This window comes from Curtobacterium sp. VKM Ac-2852, assembly GCF_013205045.1.
Lineage (GTDB): Bacteria > Actinomycetota > Actinomycetes > Actinomycetales > Microbacteriaceae > Curtobacterium > Curtobacterium flaccumfaciens.
This window is the reverse complement of record NZ_JABMLI010000001.1, coordinates 824,247-846,972: the sequence shown is the minus strand read 5'-3', so window position 1 is coordinate 846,972 and position 22,726 is coordinate 824,247. Positions and strand designations below refer to the sequence as shown.

The following is a 22,726-nucleotide window of genomic DNA, read 5'->3' as shown; positions in this document are numbered from 1 at the left end:
TCGGTTGGTGGTGCAGTGGTGGTGCGCGGAGGCGGACTGGAGGCGCGGGACCGACCCGACCCGCGCCTCCAGACCGTCACGGGGTCGCGGACAGGGCCGCTGCCACGGCCCGTTCCTGTCGCGTCTGCGCGGCGAACGCGTCGGCGACCGGGTTGCGACGACGGTCGAGGCCGCCGGCGCCGTCCTCGACGAGGTCGAAGAGGCCCATCGTGAGCAGGTGCTCCTGGCGAGGCGCGTCCGTGTGCCGCCAGGTCCACTCGTACATGTCGAACAGCGGCCACCAGGTGTAGCCGACGACCGGCACCCCCTCGTCGCGGAGCTCCCGCACGGCCGTGACCGACGCGTCCAGCCAGCCGATGCGCTCCTCGACCGAACCGGTGACGCACGTCTCCGTGAGCATGACCGGGGCACCGTAGCGCTCGGCGTAGGTGGTGAGCACGTCGCGGAGCCCCTCGACCCCGGTGTCCTGGTAGGGCCGCGGGTCGGCGAACCCGCCGCCGTGGTGCACCCCCGCCTCGAACACCTCGGTGGAGTGCAGCGGGTAGTAGTTGACGCCCATCACGTCGGGCCGGACCGCGTGCTGCCGGAACCAGTCGAGGTCGGCGTCGGTGACGCCCCCCGACCGGAGCCGACCGACCAGGGGGTGCGCGTCGTCGACGCCCCCGGTGACCAGGTCCTCGACCAGGAACGTCTGGGCGCGCAGGCGGGCGACCGTGTCCCGGTGTTCCGGGGCGTCGACGTCGCCCACGTACCGGATGCCGGCGTCCACGTGCACGAAGGTGGCGGCGTCGCCGAGTTCGCGGGTGATCGCGTGCTGCGTCGAGACGAACCCCTTGGCCAGGGCGGACGCGATCCGGGCCGACCCCTCGGCGCCGGTCAGGTACGGGGGCCAGTACCCGTACTCACCCGAGAACAGGGCGTGGATGACGGGCTCGTTGACGGGCGTGTAGTCGGTGGCGACGTCGCCGTACCGCGCCGCGAACCGGGCGGCGTACTCGGTGACGTGCGCGGGGTAGTCGGGGTGGGCGAACTGCCCGTCGAGCCACAGCGGTGTGCCGTAGTGCAGCAGGTCGACCACGGGCCGCAGGCCGGTCTCGCGGAACCGCGCCATGACGCCGTCGACCCACGACCAGTCCCAGACGCCGGGCTCGGGGGCGACCCGGTACCAGGGGACGCCCCATCGCAGGAGTTCGGCGCCGACGTCGACCGCCAGCCCGAGGTCGGCGGCGTACTGCCGGTAGTGGTCGGTGAGCTCGTACTCGTCGATGGGCCGTTCACCCGGTCGGGCCTGCGGGACGAAGGTGTCCTCGATGCCCAGGGCGAAGTGCAGCCTGCCGTCGTCGGACCAGTGCATGGTGTCTCGTTTCGTGGTGGGCACGGCCGCTCCGGGCTCGTGCGGTGTCGTCGTCACTTGAGCCCGGTGCTGGCGACGCTCTCGATGAAGCGGCGTTGCACGAGCAGGAACATGACGGCGAGGGGCAGCACGGCGATCAGGGCGCCGGCCATCATCACGCCCTGCGGGATGATCCCGCCGGGTCCGGTCAGCAGGGTGAGGCCGGACGTGATGGTCCCCATGTCCTGGTCGGTGGTGAACACCAGCGGCCAGAGCAGGTCGTTCCAGTTGTTGACGAAGGTGAAGATGCCGAGGGTGAGCAGGGCGGGGACGGCGTTCGGCAGGACGACGCTCCGGAAGATCCGCCACTCCGAGGCCCCGTCAATCCGCGCCGCGTTGTCCAGGTCGCGGGGGAGCGACACGAAGAACTGCCGCAGGAAGAAGATCCCGAAGGCGTCGGCCGCCCGGGGAGCGATGAGCCCCGCGAACGTGTTCACCCACCCGAGGTCGGACACCAGTTGGTAGATCGGGATGAGCGTCGCCTGGAACGGGATCATCAGGCTGGCGACGATCACGATGAGCAGCACCTTGCTGCCCCGGAAGTCGAGCCGTGCCAGGGCGTAGGCGGCGAGCGCGTCGAACGCCAGCGCGAACACCGTCACACCGCCGGCGAAGGCGAAGCTGTTCAGGATGAGCCGTCCGAACGGCAGCTGCGTGAAGATCGCCCGGAAGTTGTCGAGCGTCCAGGTGTGCGGGAACAGCGTCGGCGGGTAGGCGTTGACCTCGCTCGCCGGCTTGAACGCGGTGAACACGATCACGAGCACGGGAAGCAGCACCGCCAGGGTCACGACGGCCACGGCTGCGAAGCCGAGCCAGCGCATCGACGGCTGTCGACGGGCCACCGCGCTGCGTCGGACGACGGTCGTGGGACGGGGGAGCGCGGTCATGATGCGGTGTCCTCTCCGCGCTTCCCGAAGAACAGGAACTGCACGAGGCTGAGCAGCAGGGTCGCGATGAGGAGCACGTACGCCAGGGCGCTCGCGAACCCGAGGTCGAGGTCCTTGAAGCCGGACTGGTAGATCTGCATGACGATCGTCTCGGTCGACCGGTACGGACCACCGCCGGTCAGGACGTAGATCTGGTCGAACGCCTGCAGCGCGGCGACGAGGGCGACGATCACGACGAACGCCATCGTGTTGCTCAGCATCGGGAAGGTGACGTTCGCGAACCGCTGGCGGCCGTTCGCCCCGTCGAGCTGTGCTGCCTCGTACAGGCTGGTGGGGATCTCCTGCAGCCCGGCCAGGAAGATCACCATGTAGAAGCCGAAGTTCTTCCACACGGCCACGAGCACCACGGTGGGCATCGCGAGCGTCGGGTCCTGCAGCACGTTGCCGAGTCGGATGCCGACGAGCTGCAGCCAGTGGTTCAGCAGGCCGATCTGCGGGTCGAGCAGGTACGACCACGCGAACGCGGCGACGGCCAGGGACACGATGAACGGCAGGAACAACGCCGACCGGAAGAACCCGCGGAACGGCAGGGCCGGGTGGTTCAGCACGAGGGCGAGCACCAGGGCGACGACGATCGCGACGGGGGTGAAGAGCACCGAGTAGAGCGCGGTGTTGCCGATGGACCGCAGGACGTCGGGGTCGGTGAAGACCCGGACGTAGTTCGCGAACCCGATGTACGACGGGTCGCCGAACCCGCTGGCGTCGGTGAACGACAGCCGGAGCGCCGAGAGCATCGGCCAGAGCACGAACGCCCCGAGGATGACGATCGCGGGTGCGAGGAACCCGACGATGGTGGCGCGGCGGCGGAACGTGCCGTTCAGGGGCGATCGTCCGCCGAGCTGGCCCGGTGGTCGGTACCGACGACGTCGGCCGAGTTGCTGCGTGGTCACGAGGGTCCTCCGAGGGCCGCTGCTGCTACTTCAGGGCCGACTGCACGTCGGCGTCGGCGGTGGCGAGGAGCGATCCGGGGTCCCCGCCCGCCATCGCCTTCTGGGTCGCGGTGTCCACGGCGGTGAGCACGTCAGCGCTGTCGACCACGCCGGGCAGGAGCGGGATCGTGGTGCCCGGCAGCCCGGTGAGCGTCGCGACGGTCGGGTTCTCGTCGACGTCCGCGGCGGTCACGTCGGTGCGGAGCGGCGGCCAGCCGGACCCGAGGGCCCACTTCGTCGCGACGGACTGCTCGTTGAAGTAGCGCAGGAACCGCTCGGCTGCGGCCTGCTTCGCGTCGTCGGTCTGGGCCGTGACACCGAGCGAGATGCCGATGGCCGAGGCCACCTGCGCTTCGGGGCCCGCCGGGATCGCGGCGATGCCGTAGTCGATGTCCGAGGCCCGGGCGACGCCGGCCATCCAGGGGCCACCGATCTCCATGGCGGTCTTGCCGGCGGTGAAGAGCTTGTCCGCGGCGATGCCGTCGACACCGGTCGGCGAGATCTTGTCGTCGCGCACCGCCTTCGCCCAGTACTCGAGCGTCTCGGCGTTCGCGGCGGAGTCGATGGTGGACTTCGTGCCCGCCTCGTTCGTGATCGATCCGCCGTTGCCGGCGAACAGGCTCGGCCAGATGCCGTTGCCGACGGTCTGGTGGTCCGGCAGCACGAGCCCGTACTGCTCGGGGGTGCCGTCGCCGTTCTCGTCCTTCGTGAGCTTCTTCGCGTCGGCGACCCACTCGTCCCAGGTGGTCGGGAAGGAGTCGATGCCGGCCGCTGCGAACAGCTTCTTGTTGTAGATCACGGAGAGCGGGACGAACCCGCTCGGCACCCCGTACTCCTTGCCGTCGACCCGCTCCATCGCGACGGCCTGTTCCTTCAGGTCCCCGGTGTTGTTGGCATCGTCGGCGTAGAAGTCGCTGAGGTCGACCAGCGCCTTCTTCTGCGCGTAGACCGGCAGCCGGTCGGAGGTCATCGCGACGAGGTCCGGGCCCTTCTTCGCGGACAGGGCGGGGAGCATCGTGTCGTCGATCACGGCCCAGGTCTTCGTCTGGGTCGTGATGGTGACCTTGTCCTGCGAGGCGTTGAAGTCCTTGACGATGCCGTCCAGGACCTTGCCGTCGGCCTCGGTGTAGCCGTGCCAGAACGTCAGGTCGACGTGGCCGCCGTCACCCGACGACCCGGGGGAGCCGGCGCACCCGGCGAGGGAGAGCGACGCCGCTGCTGCGAGCGCGACGACCGCGATGTGCTTCTTCATCGAAAACCTGCCATCCGTCCGGCACGTCGGTGTGCGGACCTCGTCCATGCCGGATTTACACCGGTGTAAATGTGGACAGTAGCCGGTGCTCGACCGCCCGGTCAAGGGGTCGGGGAGCACCCGTGGTCACCGGGTCAGGCAGAGACCGAGCGCAACGGTCCGGACGACGCCCGGACGACGAGTGCGTGCGGCGAGCGCAGCACCCCCGGTGTCGCCGGGGCGCCCTCCTCGAGCTGGGCGACGAGGACCCCGACCGCCGTCGCCGCGACGCGGTCCAGGTCGGCCGACACCGTGGTCAGCGCCGGGGTCGAGTACGCCGACTCCTCGATGTCGTCGAACCCGACGACCGCGACGTCGTCCGGCACGGTCCGGCCAGCGAGTTGCAGGGCACTCATCGCCCCGAGCGCCAGCGCGTCGTTGCAGCAGACGATCCCGTCGACCGGCACGCCGGCGTCGAGGAGTTGCCGTGCAGCCGCCGCCCCCTCGGCCCGGTGCCACAGCGCGGTCGGCACCACCCGCTCGGGTGCGAACGGCACGCCGTGGTCGTCGAGCGCCTCACGGTAGCCCCGCAGTCGCTCCTGGGCCGTGCGCACGGGGCCCGACGGGTCGGAGCCGATGAACGCGATCGACCGCCGACCGGCGTCGAGCAGGTGCGCGGTCGCGTCCCGCAGCGCGTCCGCGTTCGACATGGCGATGAACGGCACGGGGGCGTCCGGGATCGGCTCACCGAGCACGACCAGGGGGAACTTCACCTCGAGCGCGGCGGCGTCGCTCGGCCGGACGGTCAGGGGGCTGTAGATGATGCCGTCGATCGAGTGCTCGCGCATCCGGGTGATCGCGTCCGCCTCGCGCACGCCGCTCGCGGTCTGCTCGATGAGCACCGTGTAGCCCACGGCTCCGGCAGCGCGGATGACGGCGTCGGCGAGTTCGGCGAAGTACGCCTGCCGCAGTTCCGGCACCGCGAGCCCGAGCACCTTGGAGCGTCCGGCGCGGAAGTTCCGGGCCGAGACGTTGAGCTCGTAGCCGAGCTCGTCGACGGCGGCCATCACACGGTCGCGCGTACGGACGGAGACGTGTTCGTAGCCGGACAGCACGTTCGAGACGGTCTTCTTCGAGACACCCGCCACGGCGGCGACGTCGCTCATCGTGGGCGGAGAGCGGTGCCCCTGCGCCATCGGGCGCCCCCTCTCACGTGCGGACTGCGTTCCGCAGGAACCTACCGCACCAGCGTGGTTGGGACCGGACGGGAGGCCCGTGGCGGGCCGGCCACGGGCCTCCCGTCCGGTCCGTCGGCCCGTCCAGGGCCCCGCTCAGTCCGCCAGGAACCGCAGGACCGCGAGGACCCGCCGGTTCTCGTTCGGCGTCGCCTCGAGCCCGAGCTTGGTGAAGACCGCGGTGACGTGCTTCTCGACGGTCCCGCCGGACAGGAACAGCGTGTCCGCGATCGCGGCGTTCGACCGACCCTCGGCCATCAGGCGCAGCACGTCGGTCTCGCGGGCGGTGAGCGAGTCGAGCGGACCGCTCGTGGCACGCGGCGCCTGGACCAGTGCGGCAGCCACCTCGGGGTCGAGCACGACGTTGCCCGCGGCGACCTGGTGCAGTGAGTCGATGAAGGTGCCGACCTCGGCGACCTGGTCCTTCAGCAGGTACCCGACCCCGACGGTGGCGACGTCGAGCAGCGCCCGAGCCCACTGCGCCTCGGCGTACTGCGAGAACAGGAGCACCCCGACGTCGGGCCGGACGTCCTTCACCCGCATGGCCGCACGGACGCCCTCGTCGGTGTGCGTCGGCGGCATCCGGATGTCCATCACGACGACGTCGACCGCGCCGTGCGCGACGGCGGCCACCGCGGCGTCGCCGTCCGACACCGGCACGACCTCGTGCCCGCGACCGCGCAGCAGGGACGTCAGCCCCTCGCGCACGATCGTGTTGTCGTCGGCGACGACGATCCTCACCGTTCGGCTCCGCTCGGCATGCGCATCCGGATGCGGGTCGGGCCGCCGGCGGGGCTGTCCACCTGCAGGTCCCCGTCCACGGCGCGCAGCCGTTCGAGCACCCCGGCCAGGCCGGTGCCGTGACCGTCGGGGGTGCCGAGCGCGACGTGTGCCCCGCCGTGGCCGTCGTCCTCGACCTCGACGAGCAGGTCGGTGCCGAGCATGCCGACCCGGACGGCCGTGGCCGAGGCTCCGGCGTGCTTCGACACGTTCGTCAGCAGCTCGAGCACCCCGAAGTACGCGATCCCCTCGACGACGCGGGACGGCCGGACGGGCAGGTCCACCGACAGCGCGACGGGGAACGGGGTCCGGGAGCACGCCGAGGTCAGCGCGGCCTCGAGCCCCTCGTCGAGGACGGGCGGGTGGATGCCGCGGGCCAGGGCGCGGAGCTCGACCAGCGCCTCTTTCGTCGACGCGTGCGCCCGGTCGACCAGCGCGGTGACCGCGTCCGGGTCGGCGCCGGTCTGCAGGCGGTCACGGGCGTCGCCGAGGGTCATCGCCAGGCCGACGAGCCGGGCCTGGGTGCCGTCGTGCAGCTCCCGCTCGATGCGGCGCAGGGTGGTGTCGGCGTCGAGCACGGCGGCGTCGCGCGAGGCCGTGACCTGGCGGAGCCGCAGGTCGCGGGCGGTGGCACCGAGCAGGGCGCGGATGACCACACGCTGCAGTGCCGCGAGCCCGTGGTTCACCGCGGGCCAGAGGAACAGCACGATGAGCAGGCCGAGCACCGCGAACGCGACCTGCAGCGGCGGGGTGTCGACGTACACGCCGAGGAACTGCGCACCGCTGTGGAGCTCGCCGTCCGCGCCCCGCTGCGCCGGCAGGAAGTGCCCCCACGCCGCGTGGGTCATCGTGCCCAGACCGCTCACGAGCACAGCGGTCGAGACGGCGAACGTGGTGGTGGTCAGCACGAACCCCGCGAGCAGGTACGCGAACGCCCGCCAGGTGGGGCCGTCCGACAGCCGGGCGAACGCGGTGCCGAGCGGCGTCGAACCTGCACGGGGCGGTGCCGGGGCGACGACGACCTGCCCGAGCAGCGCGGCGGACATCCGGCGGGTGACCGCGGCGAACCAGTGCGACCCACCGAGCAGGAACGCGGCGACGACCAGGCCGACCCAGGTCAGCGACACCGGGATGCCGACGGCCAGCACCACGACGAACCAGGCCAGCGCGGCGATCGCGATCGGCAGGTGCGCGGCGTGGAACGCGAAGGCCCGCCAGGTGCTGCCGTCGGCGACGGCTCGGAACGGTCGGAACCGGGGGACGGTGGTGGGTGCGCCCGGGGTGGCGACGGCGGTGTACATGCGGACCTCTTCGTGTCGGTGACGAGCTTATTGCCCGACACCAGCCTCGCCGCGGGGGTCCGTCCGCACACCGGTGCTGCCCCCCGTGGTCGGTGGGGAAACCCCGCGATCGTCGTCAGCAGGGTCCGGTCAGGCCCCGGTCTGCCCGGTCGGTGCGGCCACGGGCTTCGACTGGCTCGACCCTCGTTGCCGCAGAGACACGGTGGCGATCACCATCACCGAGATGACCAGGAACTCCGACTGCCAGTTCTGCATCGACTCGAACCAGAACTGGCTCGTGCCCAGGTAGCCCCACGCCGTGACGACATCGCCGCCGTGTTCGAGCTGCTCCTCGTTGTAGGCCGCCGCACCACCGATCAGGTGCCCCACGACACTGCCGAGGAACAGCACCGCGAACAGGATCAGCAGGGAGTTCTCGTACAGCACGAGCACGATCCCGCCCCGGCGCACCGGCCACGGGGCCTTCGGGTCGTCGGCGTGCTCCCGGGGGTCCTCGTCCTGCGGGCTCTGTTCGTCCAGGGGCTCGGACTCGCTCGACCCCTTCTGGAACAGGAACACCGTGAACACGATGTACGCGCCCATCTGCAGGAACTCGCTCTCCCAGTTCTCGAAGGTGGCCTCGGCGAAGTCACCGCTCGTCAGGAAGCCCCAGAGCGACACGGCCGCCTCGCCGTGCTGGAGTGCGTCCGCCGCGGACACCCGCCACCCGGCGAACACCATGCCGACGAAGCACACGACGAAGACGGCGACGTTCGCGAGGAGCAGGCCGTGCCGTCGCACACGCTGCCACCCACTCGATCCGTTGTGCAGGCCGAGGGTCACCGGGTCCTCCGTTCGTCGTGTCGAGCCCATCCTGGTCCGGACGCCACGAACGCCTTCGCAGGAGCACCCGACCGGTCGCGCCGGTCCGTCAGCGACTCAGAGCGTGACGCCGGTGGCCGTCGCCAGCGCGTCGAGCAGTTCGGTGCGGAACCGCTGGTCGGCGACCGCCGGGTGCGGTTCCTGCCGCTCCCCGTGGAACCAGTAACCACCCGTCACGGTTTGGTCCGGGTCGGTCGCGAGCGTCTCCTGCGTGCGGTGTCCGAGCTCGAAGTCGTCCGGAGCGCCGGCCCCGCCCATCTTGGTCGCCACCCAGCCCGGGTCGACGGCGTTGCTCAGCACGCCCGGGCGTCGGAGCGGCACCTCGGCGGCGAGCGCCGTCACGAACAGCTTCGTGTCGGAGTACGAGTTCGTCTCCGAAGCGCCGGTCCAGTCGACGGTGTCCAGGCGCGGACGGCCGCCCCGGTGCATCCCGCTGCTCAGGTACACGTGCCGCCCCGGCGAGCGCAGCAACGCGGTGAACAGGTAGGGCGCCACGACGTTGACGGGCACCAGGGAACGGCCGGAGATCACGCCGGCGTTGTGCACGACGGCGTCGAGCGGGGTGCCGGCGTCGAGTTCCCGGGCGGTGCCGATCACGGCGTCGCGGTCCGCCAGGTCGGCGACGACGAGTTCGGCGCCGCGCTCCACCAGGTCGGCGACCGCCTCCGCGCGGGCCCGGTTGCGCGCGTGGACGACGACGTCGTGTCCGCTGCGGAGCAGCGAGTCGGCGGTTCCCCGCCCGAGGCCGTCGGTGGATCCGGTGACGAGGATGCGTGCCATCCGCCCATCATGCGCCCGGCGGCTGCGGCGGGTCCGGCAGGTGGACCGGCAACGGGCGGACGGGAGGCGCGGTGCGGGCCCGCCACGGGCCTCCCGGCTGTTCACGGGCCGGCCACAGGGCCGCGGTACGGTCGCTGCATGAGCAGCTTCCTCGAGCCCATCGACGCCGTCGGCGTCGGTGACGCGACGATCGTGCCGGACGCCACGCGACCGGTCGCGGCGGTCGTCACGGGCGACGACGTGCGGTGGGTGACGTGGCCGGACGCCCCGTTGCCGGACGGTGCGGTCGACGAGGTCGGGGTCCTCGCGACCGACGGGGGCGCCTGGGTCGTCTACGGATCGCTCGAGGAAGTGGGCGACGACCTCGACGAGATGTCCCGGACCGCCGTGCACGTCACGCCGACCGGGGTGACGTGCGCGGTCGACCTCGGTGATCGACGCGTGCTCGGGGCGGACGTCGAGGGGCTGTGGATCGGCGACCCGCGTGACGCGTCGATGTGGATGGGAGAGGACGAGGACTCCGAGCACGAGGGCCTCGAGGATCCGGAGGACGACGACGGGGACTCGGACGACCCGCTCGACGGCGTCGACCCGGAGACCCTGCCGTGGGCGCCGTCGGAGCCGTTCTGGCCGTCGCCGGAGGAGTGGGCGGCGACGCTGGCGGCCGGCGAGGAGCCGGAGGACGACGACCCCGAGCTGCTGGACGACGCCGACGAGGACGATGACGGCCCCCGCTACTCCTGGAGTGCCGGACCCGACGCCGACGACGACGAGGACGACTTCCCTCGTCGGTCGGGAGCACCGGCCGTTCCCGCGCCACCCCAGCCGACCCCGCCGACCGAACTCGTGCTCGTGCGGACCGACGGCAGCCGGACGACGATCGCCGTCGACCACCTGGTCGAAGACGTCCGCCGTACCGGCTCGGTCCTCACCATCCGGTACGCACCGACCGGTCCGCGACGGGAACCCGACGCGTCCGTGTTCCGGAACGTCGTCTACGTCTCCCGCGAGGTCGACCTCGACGTGACCGGCGGCCTGCCCGCCACCGTGACCACGGGGGACCTGCCGTCCCGCCCCGCGAACGACGAGGACGAGACGTCGTGGGAGGACGAGCAGGACCGACAGGAAACGGCCCTCGCACCGTGGACGGAGCGGTTCGACCTGACCGACGTCGAGGGCGCGCGCTGGCCGCTGCACGACCTGGACGCTGCCGCACGGGAGCGCGCGGTCGCGGACCTCGTGGGCGTGTTCGAGGCACTCGACCAACCCGACATCCGGTGGACCCGCGAACACCCCGCGCTCCACCGGTCGGCGAGCGCCTACCGGGCCGTCGAGATCACCGTCGAGGGGGAGTGGCCCGCGACCGAGGTCGTGGTGTCGTTCGAGCACAGCGCCGTGCCGTACCTGCGGCTCCGTCGGCGCTACCGGGTGTTCGACGATGCCGGGCACGTGCAGGACCGGCCGTACGTCGGCGTGCACCTGGACGAGGACATCGACAGCGGACACATCGCCGACCGGTCGGGCGCGGTGGACGGGGTGCTCGACATCTGACGGGTGCTGCACTGCCGGTCAGTGCCGCATCAGACCTCGGCGACGGCCCGCAGCTCGAGCGCCACGGCGTTCAGGTCCTCGATCAACCCGTCCGCCCGGTCGGCGTACTCCGGAGCAGGTTCCCCCGCATCACGCCCCTTGCCGTTCGGCCACGGTGCCCGCACCGGCGCGGCGACCGTCAGCAGGTCGCCACGGTCCCATCCGCGCTCGAGCAGCCCACGCGCATGGTCCACACGCTCCTGCACCCGGACGACGTGGGGGTCGTCGTGCTCGGTGAGGAAGGCGACCAGCCGGTCACCGCGGACCACGTACCGCCGGAGCTGGTCACGTCGGTCCCGCTCGTCGTACCGGCCGCCGTGCAGCAGGTGTCGGCGCAGCCATCCCATGCCCCGATGATCCCACCGCACATCGCGGCCCGTTGGTCCTGTACGTTTCCTGTGTAGACATCCCCCTGATCAGAGAGGACGCGGCGCCATGAGTGACGGCACGCCCCAGTACAACCAGCAGAACCCGAACCCCTACGCCGCCGGCGGGCAGCCCTACGGTGCTCCGATGCAGCCGTCGTCCGACCGCTTCAACGTCATGGCGATCGTCGGGTTCGTCCTGGCCTTCGTGGTGAACATCGCCGGCCTCGTGGTGTCCATCATCGCGCTCTCGCAGATCAAGAAGACCGGGGAGCGCGGCCGCGGCCTGGCCCTCGCCGGCGTCATCATCAGCGCCCTGTCGCTCGTCTTCGGCATCATCTGGATCATCTTCCTGATCGCTGTCGTCGCGACCGGCTCCACGAGCGGGTACTGACGCCCACCAGCACCAGACCGGAGGCCCGTGGCAGCTCGCCACGGGCCTCCGGTTCGTCCGGGGTCGGTTCTGACCCGCGGCCTCAGCCGATGACGCCGGTGTGCTCCAGCACGATGTTCAGACCGATCAGGATCAGGACGACACCACCCGCGATCTCCGCCGGCTTGCCGAAGCGGGCACCGACACGGCGACCGACCAGGACCCCGACGAACGACAGCACCGCGGTCGTGATCCCGATGAGCAGCACCGCGCCGCCGATCGAGACGGGCAGGAACGCCAGGGTGACGCCGACCGCCAGGGCGTCGATGCTGGTCGCGACCGCCAGCACGAGGAGCTCCCGGATCGGCAGCCGATCGGTGTCCTGCTCGGTGTCCTCGTGCTTCGAGAACGCCTCCCACAGCATCTTCCCGCCGATCAGCGCGAGCAGCCCGAACGCGACCCAGTGGTCGAAGGCCGCGATGTACTGCGCGAACGCCGACCCGAGCAGCCAGCCGAGCAACGGCATCACCGCCTGGAACACCCCGAACGTGAGCGCGATCACGATCGCGTGCCGCACGTCGAAGCGCTTCATGTGCAGGCCCTTGCCGAGGGCGACGGCGAAGGCGTCCGCGGAGACGCCGAGCGCGATGAGGAACAGGGCCCAGAAGGACATGGGGTGGCGCCTTTCGAGACGGTCGGATGGAGACTCCGACGTCTCAGGACCTGACGATCCTGGCACGGTCCAGGGCACGAAAAGGCCTGATCAGCGGGATTCGTCGCCCCGAATCCGCGGGTTGGTGGGCCCGGTCCGCCAACCCGGCCCACGTCGTCGACGTGACCAGGGGACGGACTGGAGGCCCGTGGCGGGCACGGCCACGCGCCTCCAGGCCGGCAGTCAGTGCGTCAGGAACCGGCGGCCGCGTGCGCGGCGACCTGACTGGCCGTCAGTTCGGTGCCGTAGACGGCGGCGTACCGCATCGACCCGGTGAAGTACGGGTTGTTCGTGGAACCCGGCCACCCGCTGACGACGTCGTAGCCGACGCGGAAGTACCCGGTGAAGTTCTCGGGGCTCTTGAAGGCCGTGTTCGACGCGACGAGCGTGCCGTCCACGTACAGGCGCATGCCGTTGGTGGGCGACATCGTCGCCACCGTGTGGTGCCAGGCGCCGTCGGTGTAGGCCTTCGGCGAAGTGAGGACCTGCGTGGTGCCGCTGAACGTGCCGAACGCGAGCTGGCCGCTGGTGGTCAGGTAGAGCTTCCGGTCGTGCTGGCTCGACGCTCCGGTCTGGCTGCTGCCGAAGCCGATGAGCATGCCGCCGGCGACCGTGGTGCGGAACCAGACCTCCTCGCTGAAGGTCGTCGGGTTGGCGTAGGAGCGCGGAGTGGAGACGTAGCTCGTGGAGCCGTTGAGGGCGTAGGCGCTCCCGCTGTCACGCGGGCAGGCGTTCGGGCTCGGCGTGGTCGCGGTCATGGTGCCCTGGTAGGTGCCGTTCGCAGCACGACCCGACCAGTCGGTGGCCGTCTTCGAGCCAGAAGCCTCGGTCAGGCGGTAGGCGAACAACGCGTTCGCGGTGTCCGCACCGACGGCGCCCGTGCAGGTGAAGTACGGGGCGGTCGCGGCCGTGTTCGCACTGTTGGTCACGCGGGCGGTGTACGCCGAGCGGGTCGGGGCGAACTGGTTCAGCAGGACGACGACGGCCAGGGCGACCACGAGGAGGACGGCGACGACGCGACCGTCGCGCAGGCGACGGAGGATCACGAGGGACGCACCGCCTCGACGCGGCCGACCGCCAGGCACGCCACGAGCGGCACGAGGCACACGGCGATCAGCGCGACCCAACCCAGGGGGTCGAGGTCGATGTTCGACATGAGCTGGTAGTGCCCGTTCTTCGTCAGCTCGTGGATGACGACCCGGCCCATCTCGCCGTCGACCAGGTGGACGCTGTTGCCGCCGTGGGCGTCGACACGGACCGGGAAGATCCCCGACGAGATCACGGTGGCCTCGACACCCGTCGGGCTCGAGGTGTTCGTGATCGTCGTCACGTTGACGAACGGCTTGAACACGAACGCCGCGTACGAAACGGTCAGGGCGCTGCCCGCGATCCGCAGGCATGTGCGGGTCACCCGGTCGGTGAACGCGCTGGTCAGGGTCAGGATGATCAGCGTGCCGATGAGCAGGATCGGGGCGGCACGGAGCAGCCAGCCGATGCGCGGGACCAGGAGCGCGGGGGTGCCGATCACGTCGGTCTGGGTGAGCGTCCACGGGTCGGTGGCGCCGTTGACGTCACCGCGGGTGTGGATGCCGCCGTCCGCGTCGATCGAGACGATGCGGTGCGTGTAGACGACGTCCGGGTTGGCGGAGGTCTCGAACGAGACGATGTCGCCGACGCTGAGCGTGGCGACGTCCACCGGCAGGTCGAGCACGAGGGTGCCGACCGGGGCGGCTTCGCCCATCGATGGGGTCTCGACGACGAACCAGCGGCCGCCGGCGGAGAGGAACAGGACGGCGGCGGTGAGCAGGAGTGCGGCGATCGCGGCGACCGACCAGGCGAGGACCGTCTCGGAGCGGGTGACCTGACGGCCGCGGAGGACCGGGCGGTCGAGCATGCCGCTGAGCGGGATCGCTGCGGTCTGGCTCATGGGCTCTGCTCCGGGAGGTCGGGGTGGGGCGGGGGTGGGGCTGGTCGTGCGGGTCGTGCTGGTCGTGCTGGTCTTGCTGGTCTTGCCGGGGTGGCGACGCTCGGCCGGAGGGGGGTCGGCCGAGCGTCGCCGGTCTGGGGGAGGGGTGATGGGGGGTCAGATCAGGCCGTGAAGGTCCAGGTCATCGGGACCGAGGCGGCGAGGCCCTGGTAGGTGTTGCCGGCCGAGGAGTCCAGGGTCACCGCGAAGTTGAACGGGACGCTCGCGCCGGCGGCCGGAGCCTGCGGCATCGTGAAGGCCGACGCCGCCGCACCCTTGAAGCTGGCGAGGGTGCCGCTGAAGACGGTGGTCGAGCCGGAGGTGACGACGAGGTTCATCTTGGCGCAGAGGTCGGTCGCGGTGCCGTTGGCCGAACCGTTCGCCGACTGGGTGCACGTGGCGCCCGGGTTCAGCGTGAAGGTGCTGGCGTTCGCGGTGCCGGTGTTCTTGATCGAGATCGCGGTGTTGACCGTGTTGCCCGGGGTCATCGTCGTGCTGCCGCCGAACTTGTTGATCGTCGAGCAGGTCGCCGAGTTCGTCGAGACCGAGCCGCCGTCGGTGCTGAGGCAGGTGACGGTCGCGCCGGCGTTCTGCTCCTGCATGATCAACGTGCCGCTGCCGGCGGTGTTGCTGCTGTTGGTGATGCTCGCGGCGAACCCGGAGAGGGTGCCGGTGAGCGAGAGGGAGAGCAGGACGGCGGCGAAGATACCCGCGAGGAGCGCCACGGGGGCGAAGCGGATCCGCTTCAGTGCGGAGGTGCGGAGCTTGGTGGACACGGGGTACCTCTTCGTTCGGTGGTGGTTTCAGGAAGTCGGGGGAAGCAAGACCTTCGGGCTGTTTTGCTTCAATGGTTAAGATAGTCAGTGATTCACCAAGTTGACCACTCGTATACTCACCCCAGTGCGGGGGACGCACCTTGTCCCCCGGTCCCCGACACGGAAGAAGGCCCTCGTGGCAGCAGCACCGAACGACGACGACGCCGCCGATCTCATGGCCGCGTTCACCGCCGTCGTGCGTGCGAACGCCAGCCTGGTGAGTCAGCTCAGCGCCCGGGCGGGCGTGCACGAGAACGCCCTCCGCGCCCTGGTGCTCATCAGTGACACCGGGTACTCCACGCCGACCGAGGTCGCCGGGTACCTGGGGCTGACCTCGGGCGCGGTGACGAACATGATCGACCGGATGAGCACCGCCGGCCTGCTCGAGCGCGCACCGAACCCGGCCGATCGCCGCGGCTCACTGCTGCGGCTGCTTCCCCCGGGCCATGTCGTCGTGTCGGACTACCAGGAACGGTACGCAGCGATGCTCCGGGCCGTCGACGGGGCGCACAAGGGCGAGCTGCACGAGGTGCTCAACGACCTGGCGACGAGTCTGTACGAGCAGGCTGCCGCTGCGTCCTGATCTCGCTCGTGCGGACCGCGCGTCTACCTGGTGTGGATCGCCCGTTCCTCGGTCGAGGTGAGGCCGGCACGGCGTTCCCGATCCGTCCCGCGGGCACGCTCGTCCTCGAGTACCCGCACGACGGTGTCCCGGAGGGGTCGGGTCACCCCGCCGGCGTCCGTGAACGCCACCGCGGAGCGCTGCGCGAACCCGGCCTCCGACACCGGGATCCACAGGGGGAGTGATCGCGATCCGGCCCAGTAGGCAACGTCGTGTGCAAGCAGGACGTCGTCGTCGACCGTGACCAGCTCGTCGTCGAAGCCGGTGACCTCGGCCACGCACCGGAAGAAGTCCTGCATCGGCGTCGGAGCGCCCACGGCGTTGACCGTGCCGACGAACCCGTCGCGCCCGGCACGGACGAGCCAGGCGGCGAGGTCCGCGACGTCGATGACCTGGACGAAACGCTCCGCCGTCGTCGGCACCAGCACCGGCCCACCGCGGTCGAAGCGTGCCGGCCAGTACCCGAACCGGTCACTGGGGTCGCCGGGCCCGACGATCAACCCCGGTCGCGCGATGAGCAGCCGCGACCCGAGGCGGAGCCGGGTGGTGCGTTCGGCGAGGACCTTCGCGTCGGCGTAGACGGACGGGTCCCTCGGCTCCACCAGTCGAGCGGACTCGTCGGCGCCCGGTTGGTCGTTGTCCGCGTACACCGAGACCGTCGACACCAGGGTCCAGTGCGCGGCCCGGTCGGCGAGGGCGTCGAGTGCCAAGGCCACGAGTTCGGGGGCGCTGGCGAGCTCGATGACCTCGTCCCAGTCACCGGTGGCCTGTTCGTACGCGCCGGCCAGGGCTCGATCCGCCTGGACGAAGCGCGCTCCCTCGGGGACGCTGCCGGTGGCGCCCCGGGCGAGGCAGGTGACGTCGGCGCCCTCGGCCAACAGCTCGTCGACGATCGTCCGTCCGAGCCAACCGGTGCCGCCGAGCACCAGGACGCGTCGCACGCGCTGGGTCATCAGACGGGCTGGAGGGGTCGTCGTTCGCCGTCCGGGAGCTCGACCCGGATGCGATCGCCCGGCCGGACCGTGCCACCGGTGAGCACGACGCTCATCACGCCGCCCTTGCGCTCGACCGTGCCGTCCTCGGCGCGCCCCAGCACGGCTCGCAGGAGTCCGGGCTCGAAGCCGTTGATCTGCTGGCACGGGTTCCGCAGGCCGGTGACCCGGACAGAAGCGTCGTCACCGAGGTGCAGCACCGCCCCCTCGGGCAGTCCGAGCAGGTCGACGCCACTGGTCGTCACGTTCTCGCCCATCTGGCCCGGTTCGACGCTGAACCCGGCCTCAGCGACCTCGTCGAACAGCTCGGCGTGCAGCAGGTGGACCTGGCGCAGGTTCGGCTGCGAGGGGTCACGGGCGACCCGGGAGCGGTGCTGCACGGTCGTGCCGGCGTGGGCATCACCCTCGATGCCCCACCCCGCGACGAGCGTCACCGCGTCGACCAACGGCTTGCTGAACCGGTGCTCGCCGTCCTTGCTCACCGCGACCACGCGCGGCTGGTCCATGTCGTCCCCGCTCATGGGGCCGATTCTGCCCCACGGTCACGGCCGCGCGAGTGCAGCGTCGGTCAGCGGCGCTCGCGCAGGCCGGTTCAGCGGCGCTTGCGCAGCGCGTTCGTGGCCCACAGGGAGACGGCGATGAGCACGGGCTGGAACAGCAGGCGGACGAAGCGCTTGGTGTCGGTGTCCAGGCCGAACCCGTCGCGGTGGTGCATCCACTGCGCGATGTTGCCGGGGAAGACCGCCAGGAAGAACACCGCGACGACCCACCCGACCGTCACCTGACGCCGAGCCAGGAGCATCAGCGCAGCTCCGAGGGAGATCTCCACCACGCCGGAGGCGATCACCGTGACGTCGGTCGGCAGCGGCACGAACTTCGGCACCTGCGCCTGGAACTCCTCACGTGCCACCGTCAGGTGGCTGATGCCGGCCCAGGTGAGCATCGCGCCGAACAGGATGCGGACGATGGTCCGGGGGCGGGTGGAGCGGACTGCGGGGGTGCGGTTTGCCATCGGGGTGGTGCCTTTCACGATCGTGGTGGGATTCGGTGGAGTGGGGAGCCGAGGTCAGCGGCTGCGGCTGCGGAGGACTCGGCGTCGGCGTGCGGCCTCGAACGTGATCGCGGCAGCGGCGGCGCCGAGCGTGAGGATCCGGGCGACCGGACGGCCGCGTGTCGAGGCGGCCAGTCGCAGTGCGCCGACGAGTGCGAGTGCCCCGGCAGCACCGGTCGTGGTCGTCGCCTGCCGGTCTTCGAGGTCGATCACGAGCCGGGTCCCGCCGAGGGCGGTCGCCGCGATGGTGGAGCCGGTGCCGACCCGGTGACTCCCGGGGGCACGGCGCAACACTGCAGCGGCGAGTCCGAGCCCGGACAGGAGTTCCAGAGCCGGGATGCCGAGTGCGTGTGGAACGCCCGGCTCGAAGCCCCGGCGCTGCATCTGCTGGGCTCGTGAGCGCAGCCGCGTGCGGCGAAACGTGCTGATGCCGTGCCCGGCGAGCAGGCCACCGGTGACGAGGTCGATCCAGCTGGTCAATTTCACGTTGTGCTCCATTAGGTTGTGCACAACCTAACACGTCGATGTGTCGAGTGGGCGATAGCACGCCGGCCTCACTGGCGATCCCCTCGCCGAGCCGATCGGATTTCTGTGGACCGAGAACGCCGGTACTGCTCTTCATGTGCTCGAGTCGCTCCAGCAGACCCCGCGAGTACCGCCGACCCGGTGCTCACCGCGTCGGCAGAGTAGGGCCTGGCGGTCGCGCGGGCTCGTGCGGACCGCGGGTGAGCACCAGCCGGAGTGGTGTGTTACCGGATCGTGAGCTTCGAGCGCTCGAAGGATTCTTGTCCCTGCCCCCGTCCCTTGGTTGGCTTCGAAGCGCTGGTCTCACGGGGAGCCATCGGTCTAGAGGGGAACATCATGCAGAAGAAATCGGCCGCACTCGCATCGGCCGCCATTGCTGCTCTGCTGTTTGCGGGGCTCACTTCCACGGACGCAGCACAGGCATCATCTCCCACACCCCCGTCGGCAACATCAGCATCCGCGCCGGCGCCGGTTCGTGAATTCACGCAGTTCCAAGAGCAACACCCAGACGACCTCGCTGCCCAAGACGCCGAAGCGATGCGCCTGTTCGGCACGCACATCCAGGTGCGGTTCGAAGGGCAATCGACGTTCGTTGACGGCACCACAGCCCAGCGCCAGAAGGATGCTGCAGACGCGGCTTCGGTTCGTCGCGGACAGGAGGCGACGACACTCTCGTCGCTCCCGACAGACGTCTTCAAGGTCTGGGTCGTGAAAGTCAACACTCTGTACGGGTGGGAGTTCGGAGGCCACTGGAAGTTCGCAAACTACTTCGCTGGGCAGACCGATCCGGACGACGTCGCGACCCTGGAGTTCGACATCAACAAGTGCGCAAAGCTCCAGAACCTCGACATGGCGACGTACGACACCAGCGGCAAGTCGACCAAGCTCGGCTCGTTGCGCGACGCGAATCTCGGTGCGAACGCGCCCATCTGGAACGTTGAGGACAAGGAGAAGGGCTTTGGCAACCAGGCCGACTCTGGGGCCGCCTTGGCGTGGCTGGACGCGGATAGCTGCCCGAAGAACCACTACGAAGGACGCGCGGCCTTCTCGTACCATGCTGTCGAGAACGGCGCGGTCGGCAATGTCTCGGCGTCGTGGGGGAACTTCTCCGTGAGCACCTCCGGTTCCACCCTGGAGCTGCAGAAGTCGACGCAGCCGTTCGACTTCATCTACTGATCCCGCCGGAACGGCTCAGCCGCCGTCTACATTCGAACAAAGGAGCGGCACGTGCAACCAGCTTTCGCGATCCTGGCATTGGTCGTGGGCGCGAGCGTCATCGCCCTCACGCTGATTGCGTTGTCAACGCCGCTTCCGATCGCGCTCCTCGGTCCGCTCCTTGCTGCCGTAGGGCTGAGTTCTTTGGTGCGGCGCGACCGCAACGGACCCGACGACTGACTGACAGAGCGAGCCGGCTACGACGACATGAAGGTGAAAGTTCATCCCCAGCACCCTTCCGTGCCGAAGCCCGACCACCGTGAGTGGCCGGGCTTTGTTCCCGTCGGTGAAGAGCGTCCGTGGGGATTAGCTATCTCGCGGCCCGACGACATTCGAGATGGGCGACCGAGCTCGGGCAACGTGAACGCCGCGATCTGTCGCTACTGATCGATCGCAACGATCGAAGAGTTTAACGGTGGGACGACTGTCGACAGGTATTCCCGATGGTTCGTTACTCAACGCTCAATGATCTCTCCGCCACCGTTACGTCTGCGGCACCCGTCCGTTAGAACCTCCGGCAGCCACACCTGAGGAATTTCAGTCCGGGACACGACCGATTCCCCCACTCAAGGGCCGTCGTTGGGAGCGTGCACCGGTGGAAGCCGCCCAGAGCGCGGAGCCGCCTCAGCGTGCCGGTTGAGATCCCGGGGCAAGCGTCGGTTCCTTTGACGCCGACCGTCTGCCGACATACGCGACGGACCGCAGGGCGTCGCTGAGACCATCAAAGTCGTCGATCGCTTCACGCGGGTCCTCGTCGAGACGGAAGCGGCCGCGCCAGCCTCGCAGAGCGAAGCGCACGTCCTCGGCTTCATCCGAAGCGTCGAGCTGACCTTCGATCTCCTCGATCAGTAGCTGAACGTGTTCCCGGCTGGCCGTCGAGGGGTGGTCACGCAGAAAACGGTCCCGCGTCCGATTGATCCGACTCGAGATTCGGTCGACGGTTTCAGCTCGGACAGCGGCACGTTGTCGCGTGCCCAAGGAGCGGAATACCAGTCGGAAGTTGTCCTGCAGGATCGTCACGTCCTCCGCGTTGTGCTCTCCTCCGGATAGTTCCGCTAGGACGCTCCTGGCGAATCCAATCTTATTGACCTCAAATCGCTCATTACCGGTCGCGACACGAATTGCTCGTTCGAGTGCATCGATGGTCCCCTTGGAACCAGGCGCATCGGCGGCGTTCGAATTCGACTGCCCAAAGACTGCAGCTACGTCGAGTTCGATCGAAGCCACGGGAACGTCCGGCATAAATTCGATGCAGTAACTCTTCGTGGCCGCCGCGGCGATGGGTAGCGGGATGAGGTCTTCGATTGCGACCCGGCCGTGGGGGTTATCCGTACTGATGCGATCCAGCTCCGGATCCGAAAGCAGCAGAACCAGTCCATCCTCGATGAGGGGCTTACGTCGTGCTCCTCCGCGGCGGATTGCCGACCTCGCGTCCTTGCCGGCTTGGTCGCCGTCTAGGAGAGCGATGACGGCCGGCTGCTCGCTATCGCGACCTCGCGCTAAGTAAATCAAGTACGGCACCTGACCGACTCCGCCAGCCGGCACCAGCGTGATTCGGTTCAAGTCCAGCCGCTCGAGGGTCGGCACGTGATGGCGGCCGAGCCAGCTTGAAATGCCAGCGAGAAGAATCTGATCGGAGGGGCCTTCGAGCATTAAGTTGCAGGTCCCGATAAATGCGGTTTCCCCAACGAAGCTCCCGAACGCGGATCGAAGCGGCTCGTAGTGGTTCTGCGCAACGCTCGCGACAATCCGTGTCCCCTCATCGTGCTCGCCTTTCTCTAGGACTCTGATCCGCTCGGCGTGATTCTTGTCTATGAGGAACGGCGAGTGGGTGACGTAGAGCACCTGCACCGCGGTGCGTTCCGGGTCCTCAGGATCCGCGAAGTCCGCGAAGACTCGCAGCAGGTCCTGCTGACCGGAGCTAGAGAGGAATCGGTCTGGCTCGTCCATGAGGAGTATCTCGGGCCGTCCGCTGTTGGGGGAGTCGTGCGCGAGGTATTGAACGAAATAACTGAGGAAGTACTTCAGTCCATCACTGCGCTCATCGAACCCGTAGGAGCGGCCCGTGCGGTCGCGGATCATGAAGACGAGGTCGTACTCGAAGAGCGCGACGAATAACTCAAACTGGCTGTCCTGCGACCACCAGTGGGGGAAATTGAGGGCTTTCGAGAGTTCCTTGTTGATTGTGTCGACGATGCTGTTGGCGTACCCGTTCTTGGTCCGCACCGCACGCTGAAGTTCCGCGAACTGCTCACGGTCCAAGCCCGCGACCTTCAGCAGGAGGTCGGCTGCGAGTTCGTACTGCCGCAAGCGTGCCGGGTCGGTCAGCGCCGGTCGGCCGAAAGTTTCGTGGATCTTGTCGGCCTGCGAGATGACGGAGTCCTTCGACGCAAACCAGTTAGCGTTATTGCTTAGAACATCCCAAATACCTCGTAGTGCGGAGCGTCCCACTGAGGCCACTGCTTCTCCTGTAGCTAGGTAGTCCAGTGGCACGCTGTCCGGTAGCGGCACATCCGCGTCGATCAGAAACGGGACCGGAACACCAGCATCGGGCAGGCTGCTTGGCTTCTTCACGTGTACGGGCTCCTGCCATTCGCCATTGGCGTGGACGTAGAGGCGAAGCTGAGGGCTGGTGTTCATTCGGAAGAGCGCGACGCGCTCAGCCCCCGCAAGCTCACCCTTGCCGGTGGCCCGCTGCAATGCGTCCGTGTCAGCGGCAGTCAGATCTCGGAACTCCGCACCAAACTCAGGCAGAGTCAGCGTCCTGTCTACTGAGAAGAACGGCGAGTAGCGGCAGAAGTCACTACGTTCGTACCCGTTCCCGGTCAACGCCGCGCGTACCGCTGCGAGGACCTGGCTTTTGCCAGATTCGTTGCCGCCCACAACAGTAGTGATGTCCCCCTCTAGGCGAAGCCGCACGAAGGGATAGTGTGCCCCGGTCGGAGTTCCATCCCAAGGGTCGGGACGATAGTCGGGGTTGGACAACCGCACATAGTCGTAGTTCAGCGAGCGGAAGAACCGTGCGTACACCGAGGAGAGTCGC

The 22,726-nt window shown here is 69.4% G+C and carries 24 protein-coding genes; 5 read left to right on the top strand and 19 right to left on the bottom strand.

Annotated elements, in window-relative coordinates; translation table 11 throughout:
- Nucleotides 1-76: 76 nt before the first annotated feature.
- From HQQ79_RS04165 to HQQ79_RS04125, 9 genes are all read right to left on the bottom strand, one after another.
- On the bottom strand, nt 77-1,354 hold the full coding sequence (locus HQQ79_RS04165) for a family 1 glycosylhydrolase (protein ID WP_173032583.1): 1,278 nt from the start codon (nt 1,352-1,354) through the stop codon (nt 77-79).
- Nucleotides 1,355-1,407: 53 nt separating this feature from the next.
- Nucleotides 1,408-2,280: a carbohydrate ABC transporter permease gene (locus HQQ79_RS04160; protein WP_173032582.1), complete on the bottom strand. Its 873-nt coding sequence runs from the start codon at nt 2,278-2,280 to the stop codon at nt 1,408-1,410.
- The gene (locus tag HQQ79_RS04155) at nt 2,277-3,230 is read right to left on the bottom strand and encodes a carbohydrate ABC transporter permease (RefSeq protein ID WP_173032581.1); all 954 of its coding nucleotides are present in this window, start codon (nt 3,228-3,230) and stop codon (nt 2,277-2,279) included. The genes HQQ79_RS04160 and HQQ79_RS04155 overlap by 4 nt, the downstream gene beginning before the upstream one ends.
- A gap of 25 nt (nt 3,231-3,255) precedes the next feature.
- Complete coding sequence (locus HQQ79_RS04150) at nt 3,256-4,521, bottom strand: ABC transporter substrate-binding protein (RefSeq protein WP_173032580.1); 1,266 nt, start codon at nt 4,519-4,521, stop codon at nt 3,256-3,258.
- Nucleotides 4,522-4,655: 134 nt separating this feature from the next.
- Nucleotides 4,656-5,666: a LacI family DNA-binding transcriptional regulator gene (locus HQQ79_RS04145; RefSeq protein WP_111056473.1), complete on the bottom strand. Its 1,011-nt coding sequence runs from the start codon at nt 5,664-5,666 to the stop codon at nt 4,656-4,658.
- Nucleotides 5,667-5,831: 165 nt separating this feature from the next.
- Nucleotides 5,832-6,476 carry a response regulator transcription factor gene (locus HQQ79_RS04140; protein WP_071248572.1) on the bottom strand — a complete coding sequence of 215 codons (645 nt, stop codon included), beginning with the start codon at nt 6,474-6,476 and terminating at the stop codon, nt 5,832-5,834.
- A complete protein-coding gene (locus tag HQQ79_RS04135; RefSeq protein ID WP_173032579.1) occupies nt 6,473-7,816 on the bottom strand; it encodes a sensor domain-containing protein in 1,344 nt (447 codons plus the stop codon). The genes HQQ79_RS04140 and HQQ79_RS04135 overlap by 4 nt, the downstream gene beginning before the upstream one ends.
- Before the next feature lie 129 nt (nt 7,817-7,945).
- Nucleotides 7,946-8,638 (bottom strand): DUF6766 family protein, encoded by a 693-nt coding sequence (locus tag HQQ79_RS04130; protein WP_367948054.1) that lies wholly within the window; start codon nt 8,636-8,638, stop codon nt 7,946-7,948.
- A gap of 96 nt (nt 8,639-8,734) precedes the next feature.
- Nucleotides 8,735-9,457: an SDR family NAD(P)-dependent oxidoreductase gene (locus HQQ79_RS04125; RefSeq protein ID WP_173032578.1), complete on the bottom strand. Its 723-nt coding sequence runs from the start codon at nt 9,455-9,457 to the stop codon at nt 8,735-8,737.
- Between the two features lie 138 nt (nt 9,458-9,595).
- On the opposite strand from HQQ79_RS04125, the gene HQQ79_RS04120 reads away from it, so the two are divergent.
- On the top strand, nt 9,596-11,008 hold the full coding sequence (locus HQQ79_RS04120) for a hypothetical protein (RefSeq protein ID WP_173032577.1): 1,413 nt from the start codon (nt 9,596-9,598) through the stop codon (nt 11,006-11,008).
- A gap of 29 nt (nt 11,009-11,037) precedes the next feature.
- Here the strand turns inward: HQQ79_RS04120 and HQQ79_RS04115 are convergent, their stop codons facing one another.
- Entirely contained in the window at nt 11,038-11,394 is a 357-nt protein-coding gene (locus HQQ79_RS04115; RefSeq protein ID WP_173032576.1) for a hypothetical protein, read from the bottom strand.
- 88 nt (nt 11,395-11,482) lie between these two features.
- Here HQQ79_RS04115 and HQQ79_RS04110 point away from each other — a divergent pair, with 88 nt between their 5' ends.
- Nucleotides 11,483-11,806, top strand: coding sequence for a DUF4190 domain-containing protein (locus HQQ79_RS04110; RefSeq protein WP_173032575.1), 324 nt, complete (start codon nt 11,483-11,485; stop codon nt 11,804-11,806).
- Between the two features lie 82 nt (nt 11,807-11,888).
- On the opposite strand, the gene HQQ79_RS04105 is transcribed toward HQQ79_RS04110, so the two are convergent.
- From HQQ79_RS04105 to HQQ79_RS04090, 4 genes are all read right to left on the bottom strand, one after another.
- Nucleotides 11,889-12,458, bottom strand: coding sequence for a manganese efflux pump MntP family protein (locus HQQ79_RS04105; RefSeq protein WP_111056467.1), 570 nt, complete (start codon nt 12,456-12,458; stop codon nt 11,889-11,891).
- 230 nt (nt 12,459-12,688) lie between these two features.
- Nucleotides 12,689-13,543, bottom strand: a complete 855-nt coding sequence (locus HQQ79_RS04100; RefSeq protein WP_173032574.1) for a LamG domain-containing protein — start codon at nt 13,541-13,543, stop codon at nt 12,689-12,691.
- Nucleotides 13,540-14,424 carry a S26 family signal peptidase gene (locus HQQ79_RS04095; RefSeq protein ID WP_173032573.1) on the bottom strand — a complete coding sequence of 295 codons (885 nt, stop codon included), beginning with the start codon at nt 14,422-14,424 and terminating at the stop codon, nt 13,540-13,542. The genes HQQ79_RS04100 and HQQ79_RS04095 overlap by 4 nt, the downstream gene beginning before the upstream one ends.
- 161 nt (nt 14,425-14,585) lie before the next feature.
- Nucleotides 14,586-15,239 (bottom strand): hypothetical protein, encoded by a 654-nt coding sequence (locus tag HQQ79_RS04090; RefSeq protein ID WP_027466885.1) that lies wholly within the window; start codon nt 15,237-15,239, stop codon nt 14,586-14,588.
- Between the two features lie 175 nt (nt 15,240-15,414).
- Here HQQ79_RS04090 and HQQ79_RS04085 point away from each other — a divergent pair, with 175 nt between their 5' ends.
- Nucleotides 15,415-15,861: a MarR family winged helix-turn-helix transcriptional regulator gene (locus HQQ79_RS04085; RefSeq protein ID WP_071248606.1), complete on the top strand. Its 447-nt coding sequence runs from the start codon at nt 15,415-15,417 to the stop codon at nt 15,859-15,861.
- A gap of 23 nt (nt 15,862-15,884) precedes the next feature.
- Here the strand turns inward: HQQ79_RS04085 and HQQ79_RS04080 are convergent, their stop codons facing one another.
- From HQQ79_RS04080 to HQQ79_RS04065, 4 genes are all read right to left on the bottom strand, one after another.
- Nucleotides 15,885-16,841, bottom strand: coding sequence for an NAD-dependent epimerase/dehydratase family protein (locus HQQ79_RS04080; RefSeq protein WP_367948052.1), 957 nt, complete (start codon nt 16,839-16,841; stop codon nt 15,885-15,887).
- An 11-nt stretch (nt 16,842-16,852) separates the two neighbouring features.
- Complete coding sequence (locus HQQ79_RS04075; RefSeq protein WP_250897974.1) at nt 16,853-17,413, bottom strand: MOSC domain-containing protein; 561 nt, start codon at nt 17,411-17,413, stop codon at nt 16,853-16,855.
- Between the two features lie 71 nt (nt 17,414-17,484).
- Complete coding sequence (locus tag HQQ79_RS04070) at nt 17,485-17,904, bottom strand: MauE/DoxX family redox-associated membrane protein (protein ID WP_173032571.1); 420 nt, start codon at nt 17,902-17,904, stop codon at nt 17,485-17,487.
- Between the two features lie 54 nt (nt 17,905-17,958).
- Nucleotides 17,959-18,429: a hypothetical protein gene (locus HQQ79_RS04065; protein ID WP_173032570.1), complete on the bottom strand. Its 471-nt coding sequence runs from the start codon at nt 18,427-18,429 to the stop codon at nt 17,959-17,961.
- A 375-nt stretch (nt 18,430-18,804) separates the two neighbouring features.
- Between HQQ79_RS04065 and HQQ79_RS04060 the strand changes: the two genes are divergently transcribed.
- Both HQQ79_RS04060 and HQQ79_RS04055 read left to right on the top strand, forming a co-directional pair.
- On the top strand, nt 18,805-19,644 hold the full coding sequence (locus HQQ79_RS04060; protein ID WP_173032569.1) for a hypothetical protein: 840 nt from the start codon (nt 18,805-18,807) through the stop codon (nt 19,642-19,644).
- Nucleotides 19,645-19,695: 51 nt separating this feature from the next.
- Nucleotides 19,696-19,863 (top strand): hypothetical protein, encoded by a 168-nt coding sequence (locus HQQ79_RS04055; RefSeq protein WP_173032568.1) that lies wholly within the window; start codon nt 19,696-19,698, stop codon nt 19,861-19,863.
- Nucleotides 19,864-20,307: 444 nt separating this feature from the next.
- Here HQQ79_RS04055 and HQQ79_RS04050 read toward each other — a convergent pair whose 3' ends face one another.
- Nucleotides 20,308-22,713, bottom strand: coding sequence for an AAA family ATPase (locus HQQ79_RS04050; RefSeq protein ID WP_216852166.1), 2,406 nt, complete (start codon nt 22,711-22,713; stop codon nt 20,308-20,310).
- Nucleotides 22,714-22,726: the final 13 nt, after the last annotated feature.

Bases quoted from the DNA above. Each gene is read 5' to 3' on its own strand.
- HQQ79_RS04165 (WP_173032583.1), bottom strand. From the start codon at position 1,354: ATGCACTGGTCCGACGACGGCAGGCTGCACTTCGCCCTGGGCATCGAG.
- HQQ79_RS04060 (WP_173032569.1), top strand. From the start codon at position 18,805: ATGCAGAAGAAATCGGCCGCACTCGCATCGGCCGCCATTGCTGCTCTG.
- HQQ79_RS04125 (WP_173032578.1), bottom strand. From the start codon at position 9,457: ATGGCACGCATCCTCGTCACCGGATCCACCGACGGCCTCGGGCGGGGA.
- HQQ79_RS04160 (WP_173032582.1), bottom strand. From the start codon at position 2,280: ATGACCGCGCTCCCCCGTCCCACGACCGTCGTCCGACGCAGCGCGGTG.
- HQQ79_RS04095 (WP_173032573.1), bottom strand. From the start codon at position 14,424: ATGAGCCAGACCGCAGCGATCCCGCTCAGCGGCATGCTCGACCGCCCG.
- HQQ79_RS04115 (WP_173032576.1), bottom strand. From the start codon at position 11,394: ATGGGATGGCTGCGCCGACACCTGCTGCACGGCGGCCGGTACGACGAG.
- HQQ79_RS04150 (WP_173032580.1), bottom strand. From the start codon at position 4,521: ATGAAGAAGCACATCGCGGTCGTCGCGCTCGCAGCAGCGGCGTCGCTC.
- HQQ79_RS04075 (WP_250897974.1), bottom strand. From the start codon at position 17,413: ATGAGCGGGGACGACATGGACCAGCCGCGCGTGGTCGCGGTGAGCAAG.
- HQQ79_RS04105 (WP_111056467.1), bottom strand. From the start codon at position 12,458: ATGTCCTTCTGGGCCCTGTTCCTCATCGCGCTCGGCGTCTCCGCGGAC.
- HQQ79_RS04110 (WP_173032575.1), top strand. From the start codon at position 11,483: ATGAGTGACGGCACGCCCCAGTACAACCAGCAGAACCCGAACCCCTAC.
- HQQ79_RS04070 (WP_173032571.1), bottom strand. From the start codon at position 17,904: ATGGCAAACCGCACCCCCGCAGTCCGCTCCACCCGCCCCCGGACCATC.
- HQQ79_RS04135 (WP_173032579.1), bottom strand. From the start codon at position 7,816: ATGTACACCGCCGTCGCCACCCCGGGCGCACCCACCACCGTCCCCCGG.
- HQQ79_RS04120 (WP_173032577.1), top strand. From the start codon at position 9,596: ATGAGCAGCTTCCTCGAGCCCATCGACGCCGTCGGCGTCGGTGACGCG.
- HQQ79_RS04145 (WP_111056473.1), bottom strand. From the start codon at position 5,666: ATGAGCGACGTCGCCGCCGTGGCGGGTGTCTCGAAGAAGACCGTCTCG.